Source organism: Bifidobacterium sp. UMB1197 (assembly GCF_030217745.1).
GTDB lineage: Bacteria > Actinomycetota > Actinomycetes > Actinomycetales > Bifidobacteriaceae > Bifidobacterium > Bifidobacterium vaginale_B.
On the sequence record NZ_JASOOL010000002.1, the window covers coordinates 157,765 to 182,094 of the forward strand.

A 24,330-nucleotide genomic window follows, 5' to 3' on the forward strand; every position below is an offset into this window, starting at 1 on the left:
CTGACATAACGTACATTATCGGGTAAATATTATCTATATTATCTATTGATTATCTATTGCAAGTATCTTCAAAATACTCGTCTACGGCACTGCTTAAATCACAAACATTATCGATTATTCTATAAGCGCCATGCTTTTTAAGCTCACCAGGCTCTGCATAACCCCAAGCGCAACCAAGACAATCAATATAGCATGCTAAAGCGCCGTCAACATCTGTCCAACGATCGCCAACCATTAAAGCCTTATCTAGCGAATAGTCAAAACCAATATTTTTTAAAACGTAGCGAATAACTTGGTCTTTTTTAATCCTAGACATGTCGGTACTTGCACCATAAATTCCATCAATCAAATCTGTTAAACCAAAATAATCACAAATAGGCTTAACCTGATATTCTGGCTTGCAAGACGCCGTAGCAAGATAATATCCAGATTCACGTAGTTTCTTTAATTGTTCTGGGATTCCTTCATAAACCTTGTTTAAAAGACTTCCCGTAATTTTACTACCGTTGGGATTTTGCGGATCTACAAAAGTTGCAACTTCGGAATAATACTTTCTATATAGCTTTACACCTTCGGATTGCAAATCTTTTGGCATGCCATTTCTTTGAAAAGATTCAAGAATAGACGGGCCTACAAAACGCATCATCTCTTCTTCGTCTGGAATTTGCATACCCAAGTCACTCATGGCCTTTTTAGCACATGCAATAATTCCAGCATGAGATTGAGTTAAAGTGCCATCTAAATCAAGCAAAACAACATTCATGGAGTTTTCCCTAAAAATGATTTAAGAATTAATTAAATCACGCAAAACTAACTAAAGATTAGATTACTCGTAATCAGGAATCCAGCCTTCGTGATGCATCTTTAGGCGCTTATCCAGCAAGGCCTTAAGCTCATCTTCGCTTCTACGCTCTAAAAGCATATCCCAATGGGTGCGAGTAGGCTTATTAAAATCGTCGTCTGGCCTATCTGCATCGCCCTCTTTATGCGCTAATGCACCGCAACGGCATTCCCATTCTTCTGGAATTTCCGCGCCTTGAGCAAACGGGAGAATAGTCCTATGCCCTTTAGGGCAAACATAGGTAACATCGTTACGAGCCGCAAAATCAACATTATCGTCGGATTCTAGCGACTTAGCACCAATGCTCATACCTCGTAAACTGCGTTCTGCCATATTATATTCTCCTTTTAGTTTCCATTATAAAGCTAGCGAATTGCACGGACTATAAAGACTAAACGTGCAAAAGACTAAACATCGCAATAGGCTACTACCCCACGATTAATTATCTGAACTGCCTCATACGCATTATGAGCTAAAGAATCATCTACATTAGGCAAAATCTTTAGATAATCACCAAGAACAGCAAGCTGATTAAGCAAGTCTATAAGTCTTTTAGCAAAACGAACAAAATCGCCGCCAGTAATATCTGTATTTTGCAAAATATCCAGCAAATCCGCTCCTTGCGCCCAATCGTAGATAAGATCTACAGCACCAAAATCAAGCGGACGCAATGCGTCAAGATGATTGTTTATACACATATAACTTATGCGCATAAACAATTCCTTCATTTTAGAAACGGTGTTAAATACAGCGCCGTTCAATCCACCAGGATATCTTCTTGGCTCAGACCCCACAGGTCCTCTAGATTCATAGACCAAAGACGATACGCAACTCAAAAGTTCAATAGGCGTTAAATCATTAAAAATGCCTTCGCAAATGGCTTGCGCAAAAACAACATCGAGTTCGTTATAAAGTCGTCTAAGAAGCTGGCCTTTATTGGTTAAAATAAACGTATTATCGGCTTCTTTTAAGTAATCCAAGCTGCAAAGAACGTTGCAAATACGGTCAAAACATCTTGCAACAGAGCCAGTTCTAGAGCTATAGCGTTCTTTAACTTGATTTAGCTCCTTTGTTTCCCTTGCCCAATAATAGCCCCAGTGCAAGTGACTTTGAATATCTGGACAATTTGCGCAAGGATGATTTCTTTCTTGGCTGCGCAAGCTAGCAATAGTGTTATCCAGCTCTTTAAAGGCATTAGAACGCTCTAAATCGCTAGCAAACAGCATGTGCTTAAGTTTTCTACGCTGGTCGTGCTGAGCGTCTTTAAGGCGCATTCTAAGCATCATAAATTCAGCAAAATCGCCACTAGAACATTTAAAAGCCTGCTCATAGCCACTAATCGCCTCTTGCAGCTCTTTAATGCGGCTTAAAAGGCGCGTTGTAGAAGCATTTGCTTCCCACTGAGCAAAAGAACTACTAAGCGTTACGCGAGCCGTTTTAGCATCGCTGTTATTAAGAAGATTAACAGCCATGTTAAAGGTTGGAACAAAGCTAGAGTGAAGAGGATAAACTCGTTTACTAGAAAGAGAAGCCGCTTTGGCTGGGTCAAAATCAGGATTATCTATTAAAACCGCATGGCCAATATCGTCAATTCCACGCCTTCCAGCTCTGCCAGTAAGCTGAGTAAACTCGCCAGGAGTAAGAGGAACATGACCTGTGCCATCATACTTAACTAGCTTTTCTACAACAACACTTCGAGCTGGCATATTTAAGCCCAAAGCAAGAGTTTCTGTAGCAAAAATAATCTTAATAAGTCCGCGCTCAAAAAGAGTTTCAACAATATGCCTAAAAATTGCAATCATACCAGCGTGGTGAGCTGCAAATCCTTGTTCTAGAGCATATCTAAAGCGTTCAAATCTAAGCGCTTTTAAGTCACTTTTAGAAAGCTTATTTTGCGAGATCATTGAATCGACTATTCTACGAATCTCGTACATTTCTTCGTCACTTGTAAGAGCTAATCCAGCGTTTAAACATTGCTGAACAGCCTGATCGCAGCCCGAACGGGAGAAAATAAAGTAAATCCCAGGAAGCATATTAAGATAATCAAGCTCGTCAATAACAGCCCACCTTTTAGGAGTGTGGCGAACAGCTAGAGAAGACTTGGAGTTTTTTGGCAAATCGCTAGAATGCTCGCGCGATTTTCTTCTAGAGAATCTACTTTTAGAAAATCGTTTGTCTTTACTTAAATACGAAGATTTTTTGCGTAAAGCAGTGTTTTCCCACTGGCTTAATTTTCTAGTTAAAGCAAGATTCACGCGATTTGTTACATTGCCATTTTTGTCTGTATCGTAAAGATTAATAAGCTCTGGCTCTGTTCTAGCATCTTTTTGAATAATAACATGGCGTTCAAGAGGAACAGGTCTATGCTCATCAACAATCAAATGCGTATTTCCGCGAACAGAAGAAATCCATGCACTAAAATCTTCAACATTAGAAACCGTAGCCGAAAGGCCAATAATTTTAACGTTTTGTGGAAGATGAATAATAACTTCTTCCCAAACTGCGCCTCGGAATTTATCTGCTAAATAGTGCACTTCGTCTAAAACAACAAATCCAAGTGAATTAAGCGTTATTGAACGCTCATAAAGCATATTGCGTAAGACTTCTGTTGTCATAACAACAATATCTGCTTCGCTGTTAACAGATGTATCTCCAGTTAAAAGACCAACTCTATTAGATCCATAAACTTCACAAAAATCGTGATATTTTTGGTTGCTAAGAGCCTTGATTGGAGTTGTATAAAACGTTTTAACACCACGATTAACGCCCAAAAAAACAGCAAAATCTGCTACAACCGTTTTACCAGCGCCTGTAGGAGCTGCAACAAGAACATTATCCCCATTTTCTAGAGCATCAATAGCTTCAACCTGAAAATCATCTAAGTCAAAACTTAAAGAACTTTCAAATTTAGCTGCCATCGACTTAGAATGTTGCAAAGTCTTGCGAAACGCACTAAATCGTTGCGCGGGAGATAAAGGGAGTGTGGTCATAAACTATTCTTTAGATTCCGTAAAATTAGGATTGTCAATATCTTCTTTGCGCAGTGACATATCGTTCCAATGCTGCCAAACAGTTCTGTGCAAGTCCCCCACTTGTTGGCGGCGCTTTAAAACTTGAACACGAGCATCTTCCACACTTTGCGCAGCATCACTAATTGGGCGCGTAAAAAATGGATCGGTATTCTTTTTTACTGAATTTTCACTGCTTTGCAGCTTGTCAAAACACTTAATAACGCTGCTGGAAAGATTGGAAACATTGGTAAAAATACGCAATGCACCCTTAATTATGACAAATAAGCCAAGGGCAATCATGCTAAGCGAAAAAAGAGTTATAGGAATCCAAATCCACGATGGCATTTTAAGCCTCCGCGTTCTGGGAATCGCTATGATTTACACTTAACTCCCTTTGAGCTCTAGCAATAATCATAGTGCGCAAAGTTTCTGGAGAAACAGCCTTAATATGACGAGCATGAGCAATGCAAAATGCCACAAACCAAGAGTCGGAAGAAACCGTTAAGTGAACCTTAACACCAGCTCCACAAGGCTCAACAGTGGCTCCAGAAAGACTCTTTAAGAAGTTCAAATCTGGCTCATCTGTAATAAAGCATGTTTGCGTGCCATTGTCGAAGCTCCACTTTCTAAGTTCGCTTACAGGAACATCTGGAATTTCAACAGGGCAAATAGGAGCAATAACCTCTGCATGCTCAATTCTGGCAACGCGCAAAACCTGCCAAATTCTAGGCAAACCATTTGCTTTGTTAATCGAAGTGTCTTTTGCAACAAGGCTGCGCTTATCTTCTGGAGTTTGATTTTCAACATCCGTCCAAACAGCAACGTAGTACACGCCTTCATCAACAAAAATCTTAGAAGGAGCAACAACTTTTCTACGAGTCCTACCAGCGCCATCCGTATATTCCATATCGATTAAGGAACCAGAGTTGATTGCACTGCGAACAATAGAGCAATTTCTAGGCTCCACCTCGTAGCCTGTAAGACTTAGCCAAGGAGTATCTCCAGGGCTAACATGCCTACGCAAACGCATATACAAGGCCTTCGCTTGGTCTCTTTGCTCAAGAGGCAAAAGCGGAGAATGTGCAAGATAATTAACAGAAGCAGTGAGCATGCTCATATACTGTTGAGATACGCCAGCTAAACGCTCAAGACCCAAGGAATTTGTGGCGGAAACAATGCCTTCTGCTTCCAAAAGAGACCAATCGATGTCAAAGAACTGACTGCCAGCCATTTCGCCATCGTCGGAAACCGTAGTAAGCGTATTGATATCTTTATGTAAAATCGCAACAAATCTGCGAAGCTCGTCGTCGTTCTTAGGCTTGCCAATAAACCTCATAGCAAGCTCATTTAGAGGGAATTCTTCGCCAAGATGAGCAGAAAGGAAAAGCATTAGCCTAAGCCTACGATCAACTTCGCTTCCAGTTTGGAAAGAAGTCTTTTTTTGACGAGACTTGTCTGAATCATTTTCTGCACTATCTTGATTATCTTCTTCGCCAGTTGCTACAGACTTATCGCTTTGATCAACATAATTCTCATCGCAAGCAACAAATTCTGTTGCAGCATTAAGCCTACGGTGGAAAGCATCAACAGCTTCTTGAGGGCTAACAACACAAGAGCCAGGATGTTCAAGAACAAACATTGCTAAATCGTCTGAATCGGTGTATGCAACGTTTAAATGTTCTCCGTCAACGTCAACTGTTGCGGCAAACCTTCTAGAATCAATAACCTTGACTAAAGCATCTGGAATGGTTTGTGTTCCAAGACCAGGAGCAATTGAATCTAATCCAAGGCCTGGAATAGGAGTTTGTGGAACTCGAGGAGCAGTACGAGACGCAGAAGAATGTTGCTGATTTACTTTATGAGATTCAGAAGAAGAAATCGACATAGAGCGAGCCAAATAATTAGCTGCGGCAAGCACTGGAAGCTCTTCTTGCTCAAAACGAATACGCACGCGAGGTTCATCCCCAAGCTGCAATCTGTAAGATGCAAAATCTTGGCCTTCAGACTTAGAAGAATATTCAGGCTGGCGAGATTCAATTGCAATACCCATAGCTGCAAGCTTTGCGCGGTCTCTTTGGAACTGCTTTGCAAAAGCAGCCTTTGCAGCCTGATCAGCAAGCTCTCCATAAGAATCGGCATATGCCTTAACTCTTTGTGCAATCTGACGCGAAGTCAGCCATTGTGGGAATGCGGAAGACAACACGGCGAGCACATCAAGCTCGTGTTTGCCCCACTTATCAGAAAAACGACGTCTTCCGTTGCTTCCTTCTGCCATTGGTCCTCACGTATCGTTTCGTTTGTAGTTTCCTTTTGTGCGAAGAAAATTTGCAAGAAAATTGCTGAATCTTCAACACACACACCTTAACTATTTTAATGGTGTTTTGCTATACGTGTGGACATTTTTAAAAAAAGTCATTAATTTTCTTAAAATGACATTCGACAACACTATAAAAACGTTGAAATAATGCCATTTTCCACACGACACGCCGAGTTAATTTATTTTATGCGCATTTTTCTTATGTTTTCGCAGAATATCGTGATTTTCTAAGATTTTCTAAGAATCACACCCATTCATCGGGTTCAATCCCCTGAGGCCCCACAAATTCTCCATTTGGAACATAGCTAGGTTCGCCTGTATCTTCTAAAACTGCATCCGCAAACATAGAAACTTGGTTTCCAAAAGTCCAGTCTCCTCGTATTGTAACAGATTTTGCAGCAGCCAATGCAGGAACAGAATACGGGAATCTTTCATTAAAATCATTGATATTTTTGTAATAACGCGGGTCTAAATCAATATCTGGGAATATGTAATTTCCATCTTCCATCTCGTACGAGTCTGTAAGATGGAAGCGATCCGAACGCATTATAAATAAATCGTTAGTTGTTTTTACTGGCAAAAATCGCATTCTGTCAACTTCAACGCAAATTGCGTCATCAAAAAGTGAGACGGCAGAACCCATAGCAGTTTCAAGCTGAACAACTTTTTGGCTTGATTCATCAGTTGGATCAACAGTCTTATGATTACAAATAACTGGAAGAGGAAGAACGCCATTATATTTTTTAAGAATTTTCTGCAAAGCGTCAACTCGAATCCAAATATTGTTGGTGTTAAAATATGGGTGTTTATTAATGCTCTGTGCACTTCGCCTATCTTCTGGGGCAACCTGTGTCATTTCTCGAAGCATCATTCTGCCAGTTTCAAGGCTTCTAACAATATGACCACCTTTGCGGTCTGCCTGAGTACGCTTAGCAACCTCAATCATTATTGAAGCGCCAGTATTTTCAAAGTGCTGAGCAAGAGTTCTAGATGGTCTTGCGCCTAAATTGTCGGAATTAGAAATAAACAAATACTTAATGCCATTTTTCTTTAGAACATCCAATAATCCAGATTCCCAAATAGTAGAGAAAATGTCACCATGGCCTGGAGGGCACCATTCTAAATCACTATCTTTTGCATAAGAAACAGGCTCCCCCGTTTCTTCTAAAAGCTTTGGCTCCTGATGCTGAATAATCTCAACAGGAATATTTTCTTGAGAAAACTTTTTTGTGCGCTTTAAAACTTGCAAAGTATCTTTAGATGTGCGGAAAGAGTTCATAAAAATCAGCGGAAGATCCACACCTAAGCGCTGACGGGCTGTAAGAACTTGGCCAATTATAATATCAATAAATCTCATCTGACGAGCTTTATGCCTTCTAACTGGCAAAAGCGACTTTGCACAAGACAAGCCCATTGATGTTCCAAGACCGCCATTTAGCTTAATAAATGCTGTTTTTGAAAACGCATTAACAGCTTTATCATGGTCAATCGTTTCATAAATCTCATGGAAATTAGGCACAGTTTTAATTGGCTCTACTGTGTTTTCGTGAATAAATCCCCCAGATTTATCTTCATTCCAAACCTTGTAAAGACGCTCGAATTGACTAATTGCAACCTCGCTCATACCTTGTTCGCGCATCTTTGCGGCGGACAATTCAAAAGTGTCGTCCATTTAACGCAGCCTTTCTGTATGCATTACGGTTATTAGTTTATCCGCTTAAACAATATGTTGCAAACAAAAATGGACTCACGCGTTAAACACGCAAGTCCATTTTTACGTTTCAAATAATTTTCAGCAATAGAAAATTAACGAAACTCAGCGAAAATTACTCAGCAGAGCCTTTGCCTACCTCAACACGAGCGAAAGCCAAAGCAGTACCGCCGATTTCCTTGAACAAATCGCCAATAGTCTTGGAAGGATCCTTAACATAAGACTGCTCAAGAAGAACGGTTTCCTTAAAGAAGGCGTTCAAACGGCCTTCAACAATCTTTGGAACAATCTTTTCTGGCTTTCCTTCTGCCAAGGACTTTTCGGTAGCAACACGACGCTCGGAGTCCAACACATCTGCTGGAACATCTTCGCGACGGAGCCACTGAGCACCCATAGCAGAAATCTGCAAAGCAGCTTCGTGAGCAACCTTGGCACCAGCTTCGTCGGTAGCAATCATAGAAACAATGCTTGGAGGCAATTCAACAGACTTCTTGTGAGCATAAACCTCAACGTGAGGACCGCTAACCTTGGCAATCTGACCAACCTTAACGTGCTCGCCAAACAAAGCTGCTGCTTCTTCAACCTCTTCCTTAACAGTAGCATCTCCAGCCTTAGCTGCAAGAAGCTCTTCTGCGTTAGAAGCATTGGCCTCAATAGCATTGTTCAACACAGTTTCGGAGAATTCAACAAACTTTGGAGTCTTAGCAACAAAGTCGGTTTCGGAATTCAACTCAACTGCGTAACCAGTTTCACCTTCTGCAGTTTTAACAACCTTCGAAGCAACGGTTCCTTCTTGAGCCTTGCGACCCTCGCGCTTGCCAGCGGCCTGAATGCCCTTGGCGCGGATAATTTCCTTAGCGCGGGCTACATCGCCTTCGGCCTCGGTAAGAGCCTTCTTAACGTCCATCATGCCTGCGCCAGTTTCTTCGCGCACCTGCTTAATCAACGCTGCAGTAATTGCTGCCATTTTGTTCTCCTCATTAACAGACAAACAGGCTTATTCAGCCTTGGCTTCGTCTTCGGACTGTTCAGATTCCTTAGTAAGTAGTTCCTTTTCCCATGCGGCCATTGGCTGAGCGTCAGCGTCTTCAGACTTAGCGCCCTTGCCAGCATGGTCGAGCAAGCCTTCGGCTACAGCATCTGCCATCAAGCTTGTAAGAAGCTCTACGCCGCGGATTGCATCATCGTTTGCTGGAATTGGATACTCAACAGATTCTGGATCGGTGTTGGTGTCAACGATTGCCACAACTGGAATGCCGAGCTTGTGTGCTTCTTCAACAGCCAAAGCTTCCTTGTTAACGTCTACAACAAACATTGCAGAAGGAGTGCGGTTCATGTTACGAATACCGCCGAGCTGCTTGGAAAGCTTATCCTTTTCGCGCTCAAGAAGCAAAAGCTCCTTCTTGGTTAAACCAGAGCCGCGAACATCGGTAAAGTCCATTTCCTCAAGTTCCTTCAAGCGCTTAACGCGAGTAGAAACAGTCTGGAAGTTGGTGAGCATACCGCCGAGCCAGCGCTCGCTTACGTAAGGCATGTTTACGCGAGTAGCCTGATTCTGCACAGCTTCTTGAGCCTGCTTCTTAGTACCCACGAACAAAACAGTACCATTGTGAGCAACAGTCTGCTTGATGAAGTCATAAGCCTTGTCGATCATGTCGAGCGACTTGAACAAATTGATGATATGAATACCATTGCGCTGAGTAAGAATGAACTGCTTCATCTTTGGGTTCCAGCGGCGAGTTTGGTGGCCGAAGTGCAAACCAGCCTTCAGCATTTCGCTCATGGTAATCTGTGCCATATCTATATACCTTTCTTGTCGGTTCTTGCCTGGCCATGTCAGTTCGCATGCAACTTGGCTAGCATATGACTAAATCCAAGCCGACCGACACGAACGGACGCGTACATGGCGCGTATATGCGCATTCTATAGACAATAAAAAAGCGAGCAATCATATAACGCGACAATATTCATGCTCAAAGCGAACACGCAAAATCAAATTGTAACAGAAGCTTTATACTAATTTTGCAAATAATTGCTACAAAAATTGCTACAAAAAATCGCAATCATTTATTGAATTATCTGCTTAGAATTATCTACTTAGAAGAACTATTGCGAAGTTGACGCAAAGCTTGTTTTCTAACATCTTTTTCTAGACGATCAAGATATACATGACCATCAAGATGATCGCATTCATGTTGAATCATGCGGGCCATTAAACCTTTGCCCTCTAAAACAACAGTTTTGCCGTCTAAATCTATGCCTCTTGCTCTAGCGTAATCCGCTCTGCGGGTCTTGTACCACAATCCTGGAACCGATAAGCAGCCCTCATCACCGTATTGATCTCCACTAAGCTCTTCAATAACAGGGTTTAGAATATAGCCTATTGTTCCATCAATGTTATAAGAAAATGCCCGAAGACTAACGCCAATTTGGTTTGCACTAAGTCCTGCACGCCCTGGGTCATTTACTGTTTCCAACAAATCTTCTACGAGACTTTTAACAGATGGGGTAATTTCACGAATCTCATCGCAAGGCGTTCTAAGAACAGGGTCTGGAACAACGCGGATTTGTCTAATAGTCACAGCACTCCTTAAACAATAAAGGCTAATTAAAATCGCAAATAGTAATTATACAAGCCGTAGCGTAATACCAACTTGCGCAATCTATTTGCAATATAACTAGCCTTTATGTTTATTTGTAAAACCGTTATTCGTTAGCGGTATTGTTGCCTTCTTCAACCGTAGAATAAGATTCCTTAGACTCAGCTTGCGAAGGCAAATCTTCGCCAAAACGCTTTAGATGCGTTGCAGCTTGATCAATTGCCTGCTTAACTTTAGGTGTAACAACCTCTTGAGCCTGCTTAACAGTTTCTTGAGCTTGCTTAACAGTTTCCGTTGTTTTATCTAGAATCTTAACTGTTGCAGGAAGCGGCTTGCTATTAGGTTTTGGAGCATAAAGATGAGTTTCAATAATATCGCTATATCTCTTCAAAACCTTTGGACGCACAACCTTCATGCTTGGTGTTAACGTACCAGCATCTTGAGAGAATTCTTCGTCTAAAATAACAAACTTACGAATAGATTCTGCTCTAGATACAGTGCTGTTTGCCTGATCAATAAATTGCTGAACAACAGATCTTATTGCGTCATTTTCTGCAATAGACTTCATTGGAAGATTCTCGTCCATGCCTTGACTCTTAAGCCATGAATGAACCATGTCTGGCTCAAGTTCAATAAGAGCAGAAACAAATGGCTTTCCGTCTCCAACAACAACAGCGTGCGAAACAAGAGGACACTTTGAAATAATGGTTTCAAGAGGAGCTGGGCTTATGTTTTTTCCACCAGCAGTAATAATAATATCTTTCTTTCTACCGGTAATTGTTAAGAAGCCTTCATCGTCAATCTCGCCTAAATCGCCAGAATGAAGCCAGCCATCTTGATCAATAACTTCTGCAGTAAGCTCTGGTTTTCCGTAATATCCAACAAAAACGTTAGGACCTTTAACAAGAACTTCTCCATCTTGTGCAATGCGAATAGTGATTCCAGGACCAGGCTTTCCAACAGATCCAACCTGATTTGCATGCTCAAAATTAACAACACATGGAGCTGCGGTTTCTGTCATTCCATAGCCTTGAATAAAGGTTATTCCATCAAAGCCATTAAAGAAATGAGCAAGCTCTGCGTTGATTGGAGCCCCGCCGCATGCAAGCCATGCTAAATTAGGACCTAAAGCAGACCTAATAGAAGATCCAACAGTCTTCATATAAAAATCGTGCTGCAATTTTGCATAAACAGAATGCGACTTACCTTTAACTTCGTCTTTAGACCATTGAACAAAATGCTGAACAGCTTTAGCGAAGATTCTACCGCGAATTCCAGCACCAGCCTTTTGAGAGGCTGCGTTATAAACTTTTTCAAAGACTCTAGGAACACCAAGCAAATACGTAGGCTTAAAGCTACGCAAATCTGCCAATAAGTGCTTAGCGTTTGGAACATAGCCAATAACGCCATTTGATCCAATTGCAACATATTGAATATATCTTGCAAAGCAATGAGCTAAAGGAAGGAACAATAAAATCCTACTAGGCTTGTAGAGCATATCGTTTAAAACATCGTATGCTGCATAAACAATATGAGTAAAGTTTCTGTTAGAAAGCATTGCCCCCTTTGGCCTGCCAGTAGACCCAGATGTGTAAACAATTGTTGCTAAATCATCTGCTTTTATTTTATTAATAGCGTTGTTTAGCTCATCGTCGCTTATTGACTTTCCAAAGTCAATAACTGCTCCAATACCATTTGCTTTAAAGTTGAAAATTGTTTTTAAAGAAATACGCTTATTATCTTGGCGAACTCTTTCCAAGCATTGTGCATGCTCGTCATCTCCAGCAAAAGCAATTACTGGCTTTACTTCCGAGATAATATCTGCAGCCTGCAAAGCAGAATCAGTTTCGTAAATAGGAATAGTTACTGCTCCAATGCAAGCGCAAGCAAAGTCTACTACACCCCACTCGTAGCAAGTTGGAGAATAAATAACGACTTTATCTCCTTGCTTAACGCCAAGAGCAATTAAGCCTCTTGCAGTAGAACGAACTTTAGATAGCATTTCTGATGCAGTAACGTCGTGCCATTGGCGAGTGTTATCATCTTGCACTTGTGCAATTACGCCTTGGGGATCTCGCATTGCTCTATTTGCAAGCAATGAATAAATTGTGTCACCGTCGTTAGTTGGGTGAATGTCTTCTACAGAAAATTCTCGCAGCATGCTTTTAATTGTACGGTATATGCAAGCCAACTCAAAACAAGAGTGATACAAAAATCTTTATAAAAAATTGGCGTTTTTTACAAAAGACCCTGGATGCAAACAAGGCAATGCAAGTTATTCTCCAGGGCTTAATACCAATAATTTAACACCCTAATATTTGAATCTAGTGGCGTTTAAAGCATGACTTATAAAACAAACTTTTATAGTTTAGAGCAGACTTACCCAATATCGGCTAATGTGCAAATCCACCTTCCCATTTTAAATTGAAGCTTTAAAGATGCCCAATATTCATTAGGACCAATGTAAAGTAGCACAACTGCTTCTAAGCATGATGGAGATACCAATATTCCATTTATCATCTTGGGTATTGTTGGGCTGGATCTTAAATCAGAAATTTTAGATTTATTATGCTTATCTTTGTAGCATTCATTAATTAAATACCACATATTTTCAAGTTTATATAAGCAATCTTTTGTTAGAGCATTTTTCATTTCTGGCGATATTGGCCTACCATGAGAAACATCGCCAATTATGCATGCTACTTTGCATATTTGCATTGCAAGATACAAATACATCTTTTCGCCGTGCTTACTATTAAAGCACGAAGAGACATGGTAACTTGCCATAGATCGAGACGAGCCTACGGGTATTAATCCTTCAAATACTGGCAAAGTTTTTCTTTCGCCATGCTGGAATTGTGTAGGGATGTTTTCATTTGGAAAGTTGCTGTTAACAACCTCCCAAAATGTTTCATTATCATCATCGTTTGCCAATAACATGGTATTAGAAAAATTTCTCATGTTTTCCTTCTTCTCTAGTTAATTGTTTAAGTCATTTATTGTTTAATTCCTTATTTTGTTTTATTTATTTATTTTTTTGTTTTAGACCTTGTTTTTCGAGGTTTAAATAAAGCATACAGCTAATTTCAAAAAATAAAAGAGCTGATTTAATATGTGGATAAAATATAGATGATTTCTAAATTTTTATTGAAAAATAAAGGATTATTTAGATTAAAGTTATACACATTGCAAAAATGAATTGCGCGCTCAAATTTTTAACTCGAGCGCGCAATCTAATCTAACTTAACAGTATTTAATAATTATCTTATATCTTGATGGAATGGATTAAAAACAACACTGCAGCGCTGGAAGCTTTTAACATCAACATAGCCTGTAGATGCCATTGTGCGCCTTAAAGCACCGATAAAGTTAGTTTTTCCATCTGCCATATGGCTTGGTCCAAATAAAATATTCTCCAAAGGAGCAACAGTTCCAACATCTGTACGTATGCCTCTTGGAAGAGAAGGATGACGAGCCTCCGCCCCCCAATGCATTCCGCGTCCTGGCGCTTCTGTAGCTCGAGCCAAAGGAGTGCCAAGCATTACAGCATCTGCTCCCATGGCGAGCGCTTTAATAAAGTTACCAGAAGTTCCCATTCCGCCGTCTGCAATAATTTGAACGTATCGGCCACCAGATTCATCCATATAATCTCTGCGAGCTTCTGCAACGTCTGCAATAGCAGTTGCCATTGGAGCTTGAACTCCTAGAGTGTTCATTGTTGCAGAAACAGCTCCGCCGCCAAATCCAACAAGGATTCCAGCAGCACCAGTTCGCATTAAATGCAATGCGGAAGTGTAATCTGCGCAACCGCCAACAATAACTGGAACGTCTAAATCGTAAATAAACTTCTTTAAATCAAGCGGCTCATGATCTTTAGAAACGTGTTCTGCGCTAACAGCAGTTCCTCGAATCACAAATAAATCAACGCCTGCCTCTAGAACCGTTGAGTAAAACTCTTGAGTGCGCTGCGGAGAAAGAGCACCAGCTACTGTAACTCCAGCGTCTCGAATTGTACGCAAACGCTTAACAATAAGTTCTGGTTTAATTGGCTCCGAATAAATCTCTTGTATGCGCTTGGTAGCTTTTTCGCTTGGAAGCTGAGCAATCTCTTTAAGAAGAGGCTCTGGGTCTTCGTATCTAGTCCACACGCCTTCCAAATCCAACACGCCTAAAGCGCCCATTTGACCCATTGCAATAGCCGTATCTGGACTTGTAACAGAATCCATTGGAGCGGCAATAATTGGTACGTCAAAACTATAAGCATCGACTTGCCATGATGTAGAAACAGCTTGCGGGTCGCGAGAACGACGAGAAGGAAGTATAGCGATATCGTCTAGTGAGTATGCAACTCGGGCTTTTTTGCCCAAACCTATTTCAATTTCTTGAGACATACTTATAAGGCTAGTTGCTTATCATGACTAATCAACATGCCATAAAATTGTTTAGCTTGATTGCGAGTGCAAAAACTTATAGATGGTCTTAGCTTTTAACAAGCCAATTCCTGGAACTTTTTGCAAATCCTCTACACTAGCCTCATTTATATTCTTAACGCTGCCAAACTTTGATATTAAGCGTTTTTTATAAGATTCACCAACTCCAGGAATTGAGTCAATAGACGAGTGCAGCATTGCTTTTGCGCGTTTTTGCCTATGGTATGTAATAGCAAAACGATGAGATTCATCCCTAGCTCTTTGCAGCAAATATAAGCCTTCGGAGCTTCTTTTTAGAATAATCGGATATTGATTATCTGGAAGCCAAACTTCTTCCAATTTTTTAGACAATCCGCATACTGTTATGCCTTTAACATTGCTATCAATCATTGCTTTTTTAGCTGCTTTTGCCTGCTCAATGCCGCCATCAACAATAACAAGATTTGGCTTATAAGCAAATTTTTTAACACCAGCTTTTTTATTGTTTTCATCAGAATTATTTTCACCAGAATTAATAGAGTCATCCTTATGCTTAAAACGTCTAGAAATTGTTTCATACAAGGCACTTAAATCGTCGAGCTCGCCAAGTCCATCTTTACCTTTTATAGAGAATCTTCTATATTCACTAGGATTTGCAACACCATCTTCAAAAACAACCATTGATGCCACTTGATATTTTCCGTCGGCAGAATTTGAGATATCGTAACACTCAATTCGCAAAGGAGACTCGCTCATTGAAAGTGCTGCAGCAACCTGATTCATAGCATTAGTTCTAGATTCTAAAGTAGAAATCCTACTTATTTTCATCTGCTTTAAAGATTGCGCTGCATTCAAGTTGGCCTTATCCATAAGTGAACGCTTATCACCACGTTCTGCAACTCTAATAGTTACTTTTGAGCCTCTTAAATCGCTAAGCCAGTTTTCAAGATTTTCTTTCTGAACTCTTTCTAGTTCAATAGGAACAATAATCTCCCTAGGTATTGGGCAAATGGGGTCAAGCAAATCTCCCCTTCCAGTTGTTTCTTGACGCTTTTTGCGCTCTTTTGTTTCTCTAGCTCGGTATGAGGAGTCTATATTTGAGCCGCTAGAATAACTCGAATAATCTATTTGCAAAGCGTTTCTTGATTGCTGTATTTGCAAACTATTAGATTTTTCAACATCTTCGGATTTGCTAAAGCTTATTTTTGACTCCGCAGGATTGTATTCGCAATAAACCTTAACAAGTAGATTTGCGATTATATCCGCATCACTAATGTCTTCGCTTCTTTCGACTTGCCAGTTTTTTTCTCCGCGAAGTAAACCTTCTCTAACAAAAAATGCATGAACACATGCTTCTAGGGAATCCGCACTAAAACCAAAAACATCTGCTTCTACTTGATCGTTAAAAACAACGGAATTTTGTTGAATAACAGTTCTAAAAATGTTGATTTTATCGCGTATTTTTGCAGCACCTTCAAAATCTAGATTATTGCTTAAATCCTTCATTTGCTTTGTTAAATCGTTAATATAAGAATCCCCGATGGCGCCAGTTAAAATACCAACTAATTGCTCAACGTTATCTCTGTGTGTTTTACTATCTATTTTTTGCACGCAAGGTGCTGAGCATTTTCCTATAGAGGCAAGTAAGCAAGGCCTTCCTGTTTTATGTGCTTTATTGAAAACAGATTGTCTGCACGTTCTAACTGGAAAAGTTTTAAGCAAGGAATCTAAACTATGTTTTAGCTGCCACACCTTTGCATATGGACCAAAATAGCGCGTTGACTTTGAATTTCGATTTCTAGTAATCCACACCCTTGGAAAATCGTCATTTACTGACACGGCAATGTATGGGTATGTTTTATCGTCTTTAAAAACAACATTAAAGCGTGGATTAAACTCTTTAATCCACGTATATTCAAGTGTTAAAGCCTCAAGCTCTGTGTTTACAACAGTCCATTCTAAACTTCTAGCAGTTAACACCATTGACTGAGTTCTAGGATGTAACTGGTTTAAAGGCTGAAAATAGTTTACTAGCCTATCTCTTAAGCTCTTAGCTTTTCCAACGTATATTACTTTTCCGCGTTCGTCTCTCCACTTGTATACTCCAGGCTGATTTGGAATATCGGAAGTTTTTGGTCTAAATAAATCACGACTATCTCCTAAAAGCGGAGCTCCAAAATTATTTTTGCTAGATTTACTTAATCTAGTTTTTTTCCATTCACCCCTACTGGTTTCTTCGACTTCTTTGACTTCTTCATTATCTCTATTTTCTTTAGATTTTCCAATATTTGAGTCTTTAGAATTTAAAATATTCATTATCTCACCTCCTTTCATAGATATTTTCATAAATCTTTTGATAATTTTTCATAAAATTCTTGCTTGATACTGCTCGTTTTATTACTATTTAAGCATTGGCTTTAGGAATCTTCCAGTCCAGCTTTCTGGCTGATTTGCAACGTCTTCTGGAACTCCGGTTGCTACGATTTCGCCGCCTTTGCTTCCTCCTTCTGGACCTAAATCTATTATCCAATCCGCGCACTTTATAACATCAAGATTATGCTCGATAACTATTACGCTGTTGCCTTTATCTACCAAAGATTGAAGAACACTTAAAAGCTTACGAACATCTTCAAAATGCAAGCCTGTAGTAGGTTCATCTAGAATATAAACGGTTTTTCCAGTAGAACGTTTTTGTAGTTCCGTAGCAAGCTTTACTCTTTGCGACTCTCCGCCAGATAATGTTGGTGCACTTTGGCCAAGCCTAATATAACCCAATCCAACTTTAACCAAGGTGTCCAAATATCTAGAAATAGACGGATATGCTTTAAAGAATACTGCTGCTTCGGAAATTGGCATATCTAATACGTCTGAAACAGTTTTGCCATTATAAGTTACTTCTAGCGTGTCTCGATTATACCTTTTTCCGTGGCATTCTTCGCACTGAACGTAAACATCTGGCAAAAAATTCATCTCGATTTTAAGCGTTCCATCTCCGCTACATGCTTCACATCTGCCTCCTTTTACGTTAAAGGAAAATCGTCCAGGACCATATCCCCTAACTTTTGCCTCTGGAGTTTGCGCAAAAAGAGTACGAATTTTATCCCAAACTCCAGTGTAGGTTGCAGGATTTGACCTTGGTGTTCTTCCAATAGGATTTTGATCAACATGAACAACCTTATCGCAATTTTCCAAACCGTCTACGCGCTTATGTAAACCTGGAACAATGCGAGCGCCGTTTAGCTTATCGGCTAATACGGGGTAAAGTATTGAGTTGATGAGGCTTGATTTTCCAGAGCCAGATACTCCTGTTATGCATGTAAAAACTCCTAGCGGTATTTCTACATTTATGTTTTTTAGATTATGTTCTTTTGCTCCAACAATAGTTAGAACATGTTTTTTGTTGATTTTACGACGCTTTTTAGGAACATCTATTGTACGTCTTTTTGCAATATAGTCTCCAGTAATCGAACGCCTTGCCTCTGTTATATTTTTTGCGGGGCCGCAATACACAACTTCTCCGCCGTTTTCTCCAGCCTCGGGGCCAATGTCTACAAGCCAATCGGATTTGCGTATTGTTTCTTCATCGTGTTCAACAACAATAAGAGTATTTCCAAGGTCTCTAAGATTATGCAATGTTGCTATAAGCTTTTCGTTGTCTCTTTGATGCAAGCCAATAGATGGTTCGTCAAGAACATACATAACTCCAACTAACCCTGATCCAATTTGCGTTGCAAGTCTAATTCTTTGCGCTTCGCCGCCAGAAAGTGTTTTTGCTGCTCTAGAAAGAGTTAAGTAGCTTAATCCAACATCATTTAAAAATTCTAGTCTTGACTTGATTTCTTTTACGATTTCTTTTGCAATTATTTTGCTTGAACCTTCTAGCTTTAAAGCATTAATCCATTCAAGACTTTTTTCAATCGGCATATCGCATACATCTGCGATTGAGCATTGTGAAACTGTAACAGCTAATACTTCTGGGCGCAATCGTTTACCCTTGCAAGTTTGGCAAGGCACTTCGCGCATATACGACTCGTAGTATTGGCGCATTTGATCTGAGTCTGTTTCGTTATGCTTTCGCATAAGTGTGCGTACGACGCCTTCGAATCCAGTTGAATATTCGCGCTGCCTACCCCAACGGTTTTTATAAGAAACTTTTACTTCAAAATCGTGCCCGTAGAGTATTGAATCTTGAACATCTTTTGGAAGATTTTCCCAAGGCGTATCCATACTAAATCCAAGTTCTACGCTTAAGCCTTTTAGAACATGCCTGTAATATTCTCCAGCCGCTTTATTTAATGCCCAAGGTTCGATAGCACCTTCGTTAAGTGATTTTTCTGTATTTGGAACAACAAGAGCTGGGTCAATTTCTAGATTGTACCCAATTCCAGAACAACTTGGGCATGCGCCATAAGGTGCATTAAACGAAAATGTTCTAGGCTCTATTTCTGTTAGATTAAGCTGATGGTTATTAGGACAAGCCCTGTGCGCTGAAAAACTTTGACGCCTATCTTTTGCATCTTTATCTCTATCTACAAAATCAGCTATAACAATGCCTTTAGAAAGTTTTAATGCAGTTTCTATAGAATCTGTAATACGAGTACGTATACCATCTTTTATAACTAATCTATCTACAATAACTTCTATAGTATGTTTCTTTTGTTTTTCTAAAACAATATCTTCGGAAAGTTCGCGCATTTGGCCATCTATAAGCGCTCTAGAATAGCCATCTGACCTAAGAAGAGTAATAGTGTCTTTAAACTCGCCTTTTCTTCCGCTAATAATGGGAGCTAGAATTTGTAGTCTTGTTCGTTCTGGCAAAGAAAGCAGAGAATCTGTAATCTGCTGCGGTGTTTGTGCACTAACAAGCATTCCGCATTGTGGGCAATGAGGGACTCCAACTCGAGCAAAAAGAAGTCTTAAGTAATCATAAACCTCTGTAATTGTGCCAACAGTAGAACGAGGATTTCTATTAGTGGTTTTTTGGTCAATCGAAACTGCTGGGCTTAATCCTTCAATAAAATCTACGTCTGGCTTATCCATTCTTCCAAGGAATTGGCGTGCATAAGAACTTAAAGATTCAACGTAGCGTCTTTGACCTTCTGCAAAAAGAGTGTCGAATGCAAGAGAGGATTTACCCGAACCAGATAGCCCGGTAAAAACAATCATGCGATTTCTAGGAAGCTGTATATTAACGTTCTTTAGATTATGCTCTCTTGCTCCTTGAACAGTTATTTTTAAGTCGGAAGGAATGTTAGATAAGTCGTATATTAAATTGCCATTATTATTTGTAGCCCGCAAAGAATCCAATTGCTTTTGCATTCTGCCTCCCTATTATGCTCAATAATGACTTTATCCTTAATAACAACTTTATGAATCAAAATTTTAACAAACTTATCTTGATTACTTACTTGTCTTATAATAGTATTTATTATAGAACACATGTTCGAAATATGTAACTTGCTGCGTGTTGCTAGTCCTATGCAAGCCTAACGGTATAATCGGGAGTTTGGTTAACATATTTTAATTAATACTTTAATTACGATTTTAAAAGAAAAGAACTTAAGGGGTGGGTAAAAAATGGCCATTGACGCACAAGGACTTACTATACAAATTGGTGCGCGCACGCTATTAAACCCAACAGATTTTCATGTTACAAAAGGCGACAAAATTGGCTTAGTTGGAAGGAATGGCGCTGGAAAAACCACGCTTACGCGCGTAATCACTGGAGAAACACTGCCAGCTGGTGGAAGTGTAAAAGTCAGCGGCTTTTTAGGATACCTTCCACAAGACACTCATGCAGCAGACCCAGAGCAAACTGCATTAGATAGAATTATGAGCGCTCGCGATATCTCGTCAATCGTATCTAGAATACGAAAAGCAGAAAAAGAGATGACAGATCCTAATTCAGACATTATGACAAAAGCCATGAATCGCTACGACAAAGCCATTGAAGACTTTGAAAAAGCTGGTGGATACGCTGTTCAGTCTGAAGCAATATCAATGGCAAACAGCCTGGGACTTCCCCAAGAAGTTATGAGGCAGGCATTAGGAACACTTTCTGGCGGCCAACGCAGGCGAATCGAGCTTGCAAGAATACTTTTTTCAAATGCAGATACTCTTATTTTGGATGAGCCTACAAACCACTTAGACGCTGATTCTATAATCTGGTTGCGCAATTACTTAAAACGCTTTGAAGGCGGATTCCTTGTTATATCACACTCAACAGAGCTACTAGACGAAGTTGTTAATAAAGTGTGGCACTTAGATGCTCAGCTTGCTCAAATAGACATGTATTCAATGGGCTGGAAAGCATACTTACATCAGCGCGTTGTAGACGAAGAACGTAGGCGAAGAGAGCGCGAAGTTGCCGAGAAAAAGGCCGAACGCCTTATGAAGCAAGGAATTCGACTTCACGCAAAAGCAACTAAGGCGGTAGCAGCTCAAAACATGATGCGTAGAGCCGAACGCCTCTTGAGCGAAACGAGCGAAGCTCAAAGCCGCGAAAAGGTTGCAGACATTCGCTTCCCAGAACCTGCTCCTTGCGGCAGAACACCTATTATGGCTAAAGATATTTCAAAAGCATATGGGTCAAACATTGTATTTGCTGGAATAAATTTAGCAATAGATAAAGGTTCGAGAGTTGTTATTCTTGGGTACAACGGCGCTGGAAAAACCACAACTTTGCGTATTCTTGCTGGCGAAGAAAGCGCAGACACTGGAGTTGTTGAATACGGTCATGGTTGCAAAATAGGCTATTTTGCTCAGGAACACGATACCCTAGATTTAGACGCAACTGTGTTGGAAAATCTTCAACACGTTGCGCCAGAATTAAACGACACTCAAGCAAGATCAATGCTTGGAAGCTTTCTGTTTTCTGGAGACGACGCAATGAAGCCTGCTAAAGTTCTTTCTGGCGGCGAAAAAACTCGTCTAGCATTGGCAACTCTTGTTACATCTAAAGCAAATGTTCTTTTACTCGACGAGCCTACTAACAACTTGGATCCAGCATCTCGCGAAGAAATTCTTAAGGCCATTTCTAAGTACGAAGGTGCAATAGTGCTGGTTACTCACGACGAAGGAGCAGTTCTTGCTTTAAACCCAGAACGAGTTCTTCTTATGCCAGACGGTGACGAAGACTTGTGGAGCGACGACTACCTTGACTTGGTTGCGGAAGAATAGGATTTTAGTTTGCTATGAGAAAAACAGCTAATTTTGCCAATAGCGCGTTGCAACGCATTTTTTGCGTTCTTCGCGCACCTTTAGCAATTTTGCTGTTAATCACATTGTTTGAATGCACTATTGGTAACATGCCTTTTTGGAATAGTGTTACAGGTAGTACAGATAGCATGTTCGCTCATAACATTACGGGCCCTGGCATTAAAAGACTTCCTTCTGGAGGCCTATTAATCACGGATCCTTCAGAGTCTTACTTAGAAGTTAACTCCGACGGGTCTTCCCCATACATTCAACTCCAGCCTTCACTAATTAAGCCAAAAAAAATTAGCAAACACCCTATTAAATCAGATGTGCATGTTCGCATTGATGTTAATAAAATCGCTGGAAAGCCTTCAAATACAAACCCAAGAGCCATTAGTTTTGCTATGCTTCCTGTTCCAGATCAAGCAATTGGTGTTAAAAGCACGCTTAGATTATGGATACAGCACCCCAAGGGAGATGTTGTAGATGTTGAAGACGCAAAAGCAAATGTTAGAGCGCCTTTTAGCTGGAATTGGGGGCGAGTTCTTCTTCTTATAATCGTTTCGATTTTGATTGCATTATGGAATCCTTGGTCTAAGCTGTGGAAAATCAGGCTTAATTCAAAGAGTACAAGTCAAAGGCTTTTACTCGTTTTATCTTGGACTCCATTTATTGCAATTGCTGTTTTTGCAATTATCTGGAACGTTTTTAACGCTATTCCAATGCATTTTGATGTTGCAGGAAACTACACGTACGATTTTGATCAATATGCGCGTACTGCAGACGCTCTTCTTAAGGGCAAAACATATCTTGACTTGCCAGTGCCTAAGCAACTGCAAAATCTACCTAATCCGTATGACCCAATTGCAAGAAACAAGCTTCTTTCTAATTATGTACGCAATATTTATTGGGATCACGCGTACTACAACGGTCATTGGTACTCATATTTTGGCGTAATTCCAGCTGTTTTATTCTTTATTCCATATAGGCTTATATCGAATTTATGGGTTGACGGCGGAGCAATGCTTCCAACAACAATTGCCACTCTTATATGTTTAGTTGGATTTTTGATTTCTGGCTCTCTTTTAGTGATTAGACTTATTGAGCGAATAAACAAACGCGCATCTGTTGCGTTTGCATCGATTTGCTTAGCGTTGTTCTTTATTACATCTAACACCGTTTACCTGTGGTTTAGAACATCATTCTATAGTGTTCCAATGGCGGCTTCTCTGTTCTTTACGTCTTTAGGATTATGGTTTTATCTCGGCGCTGTTAAAGATGGCATTGCGCAAGATGAAAATTCAGAGCAAGAATCCAATAAATCTTGCAATTCCATTCATAAAATATCTGCCAAGCATATTGCTTTAGGGTCCTTGTTTATATCGCTAAATCTTGGATGCAGACCAACATTTATAATCGCATTTTTATTTGCAATACCACTTTTTTATGACTACATTTACTTTTATTTTAAGTATTTAATCATTAGCAAAAAAATTCCATTAGAAGACTTAAAGCACATAATAAAACTGGTTTTAAGTGTGATTATTCCGTTTGTAATCGTTGCAATACCAATTGGATTGTATAACGCTCTAAGATTTGGGTCTCCTTTTAACTTTGGTAATGAATATCAAATTACGATTACAGACATGACCACTATGCGTCTTCCTTTGCAAAACATTATTCCTTCGATTTTAAGCTATTTAGCTCTTCCACTACGTTTTACACACGTTTTCCCTTGGATTTCGATTACGCCTATTGCTTTTGACAAATGGCAATACGCAGAGCCAATGATTGGAGGAATGTTTACTCTTTCTCCATTGGCATTTGTTGGTGTAGTTTGTTCTTTATTAATGATTAAAAAAATGAACAAATTTGCCGCAAGATTCACAATATTTGCTTTTATTCTTGGAATGATTGTTGTTGTTTTTAACAGCTTAAAAGCAGGGATTGGATGGCGTTATATTGCTGACTTTGGTTGGGCATTTTCGCTAAGTGCAATAGTTGGACTTAATGTTTTGATAGAAAAATGCTCTATAATATCAAATTGTGATTCTTGGAAAACCAAAACAATATGTTACTTACTGCGATTTATAATCTTTGCTCTACTACTGTTCTCTATTGCAATAGCATTCTTAGGATGGTTCGTTCCTGGAAGAGAAGACTCAGTTTTGCGATTCAACCCGGGGCTGTGGCATTACGTTAGATGCTGGTTTACGCTAATCTAATTTAGCTTTAAGACTCTTG

At 39.9% G+C, this 24,330-nt stretch carries 16 protein-coding genes; 2 read left to right on the forward strand and 14 right to left on the reverse strand.

Translation table 11 applies throughout. The features are described from left to right. Positions 1–49: 49 nt before the first annotated feature. The 14 genes from QP420_RS01935 to uvrA form a co-directional block, all read right to left on the reverse strand. Positions 50–763, reverse strand: coding sequence for an HAD hydrolase-like protein (locus tag QP420_RS01935; protein WP_481616401.1), 714 nt, complete (start codon positions 761–763; stop codon positions 50–52). Positions 764–826: 63 nt separating this feature from the next. Next, complete coding sequence (locus tag QP420_RS01940) at positions 827–1,174, reverse strand: RNA polymerase-binding protein RbpA (RefSeq protein WP_060786687.1); 348 nt, start codon at positions 1,172–1,174, stop codon at positions 827–829. A 74-nt stretch (positions 1,175–1,248) separates the two neighbouring features. Then, positions 1,249–3,831, reverse strand: a complete 2,583-nt coding sequence (locus QP420_RS01945) for a DEAD/DEAH box helicase (RefSeq protein ID WP_481616402.1) — start codon at positions 3,829–3,831, stop codon at positions 1,249–1,251. A 3-nt stretch (positions 3,832–3,834) separates the two neighbouring features. Continuing rightward, entirely contained in the window at positions 3,835–4,197 is a 363-nt protein-coding gene (locus tag QP420_RS01950; RefSeq protein ID WP_060786685.1) for a hypothetical protein, read from the reverse strand. A gap of 1 nt (position 4,198) precedes the next feature. After that, positions 4,199–6,127: a helix-turn-helix transcriptional regulator gene (locus QP420_RS01955; protein WP_060786684.1), complete on the reverse strand. Its 1,929-nt coding sequence runs from the start codon at positions 6,125–6,127 to the stop codon at positions 4,199–4,201. Positions 6,128–6,413: 286 nt separating this feature from the next. Next, positions 6,414–7,841 carry a UTP--glucose-1-phosphate uridylyltransferase gene (locus QP420_RS01960; RefSeq protein ID WP_060786683.1) on the reverse strand — a complete coding sequence of 476 codons (1,428 nt, stop codon included), beginning with the start codon at positions 7,839–7,841 and terminating at the stop codon, positions 6,414–6,416. Between the two features lie 154 nt (positions 7,842–7,995). After that, a complete protein-coding gene (gene tsf / locus QP420_RS01965) occupies positions 7,996–8,847 on the reverse strand; it encodes a translation elongation factor Ts (protein WP_060786682.1) in 852 nt (283 codons plus the stop codon). Between the two features lie 30 nt (positions 8,848–8,877). Next, positions 8,878–9,678: a 30S ribosomal protein S2 gene (gene rpsB / locus QP420_RS01970; RefSeq protein ID WP_060786681.1), complete on the reverse strand. Its 801-nt coding sequence runs from the start codon at positions 9,676–9,678 to the stop codon at positions 8,878–8,880. Between the two features lie 295 nt (positions 9,679–9,973). Continuing rightward, positions 9,974–10,462 (reverse strand): peptide deformylase, encoded by a 489-nt coding sequence (locus tag QP420_RS01975; RefSeq protein WP_060786680.1) that lies wholly within the window; start codon positions 10,460–10,462, stop codon positions 9,974–9,976. A 124-nt stretch (positions 10,463–10,586) separates the two neighbouring features. Then, the gene (locus QP420_RS01980) at positions 10,587–12,641 is read right to left on the reverse strand and encodes an AMP-dependent synthetase/ligase (protein WP_481616403.1); all 2,055 of its coding nucleotides are present in this window, start codon (positions 12,639–12,641) and stop codon (positions 10,587–10,589) included. Between the two features lie 218 nt (positions 12,642–12,859). Further along, positions 12,860–13,441, reverse strand: coding sequence for a hypothetical protein (locus QP420_RS01985; RefSeq protein WP_060786678.1), 582 nt, complete (start codon positions 13,439–13,441; stop codon positions 12,860–12,862). 299 nt (positions 13,442–13,740) lie between these two features. Then, the gene (locus QP420_RS01990; RefSeq protein ID WP_415688529.1) at positions 13,741–14,871 is read right to left on the reverse strand and encodes a GuaB3 family IMP dehydrogenase-related protein; all 1,131 of its coding nucleotides are present in this window, start codon (positions 14,869–14,871) and stop codon (positions 13,741–13,743) included. A 51-nt stretch (positions 14,872–14,922) separates the two neighbouring features. Further along, entirely contained in the window at positions 14,923–17,205 is a 2,283-nt protein-coding gene (gene uvrC, locus QP420_RS01995; protein WP_481616404.1) for an excinuclease ABC subunit UvrC, read from the reverse strand. Between the two features lie 84 nt (positions 17,206–17,289). After that, positions 17,290–20,208 carry an excinuclease ABC subunit UvrA gene (gene uvrA, locus QP420_RS02000; protein ID WP_464404970.1) on the reverse strand — a complete coding sequence of 973 codons (2,919 nt, stop codon included), beginning with the start codon at positions 20,206–20,208 and terminating at the stop codon, positions 17,290–17,292. 258 nt (positions 20,209–20,466) lie between these two features. Between uvrA and QP420_RS02005 the strand changes: the two genes are divergently transcribed. Further along, positions 20,467–22,068, forward strand: a complete 1,602-nt coding sequence (locus QP420_RS02005; protein WP_481616405.1) for an ABC-F family ATP-binding cassette domain-containing protein — start codon at positions 20,467–20,469, stop codon at positions 22,066–22,068. A gap of 14 nt (positions 22,069–22,082) precedes the next feature. Continuing rightward, a complete protein-coding gene (locus QP420_RS02010) occupies positions 22,083–24,311 on the forward strand; it encodes a beta-carotene 15,15'-monooxygenase (protein ID WP_481616406.1) in 2,229 nt (742 codons plus the stop codon). The last annotated feature ends 19 nt before the right edge of the window (positions 24,312–24,330 follow it).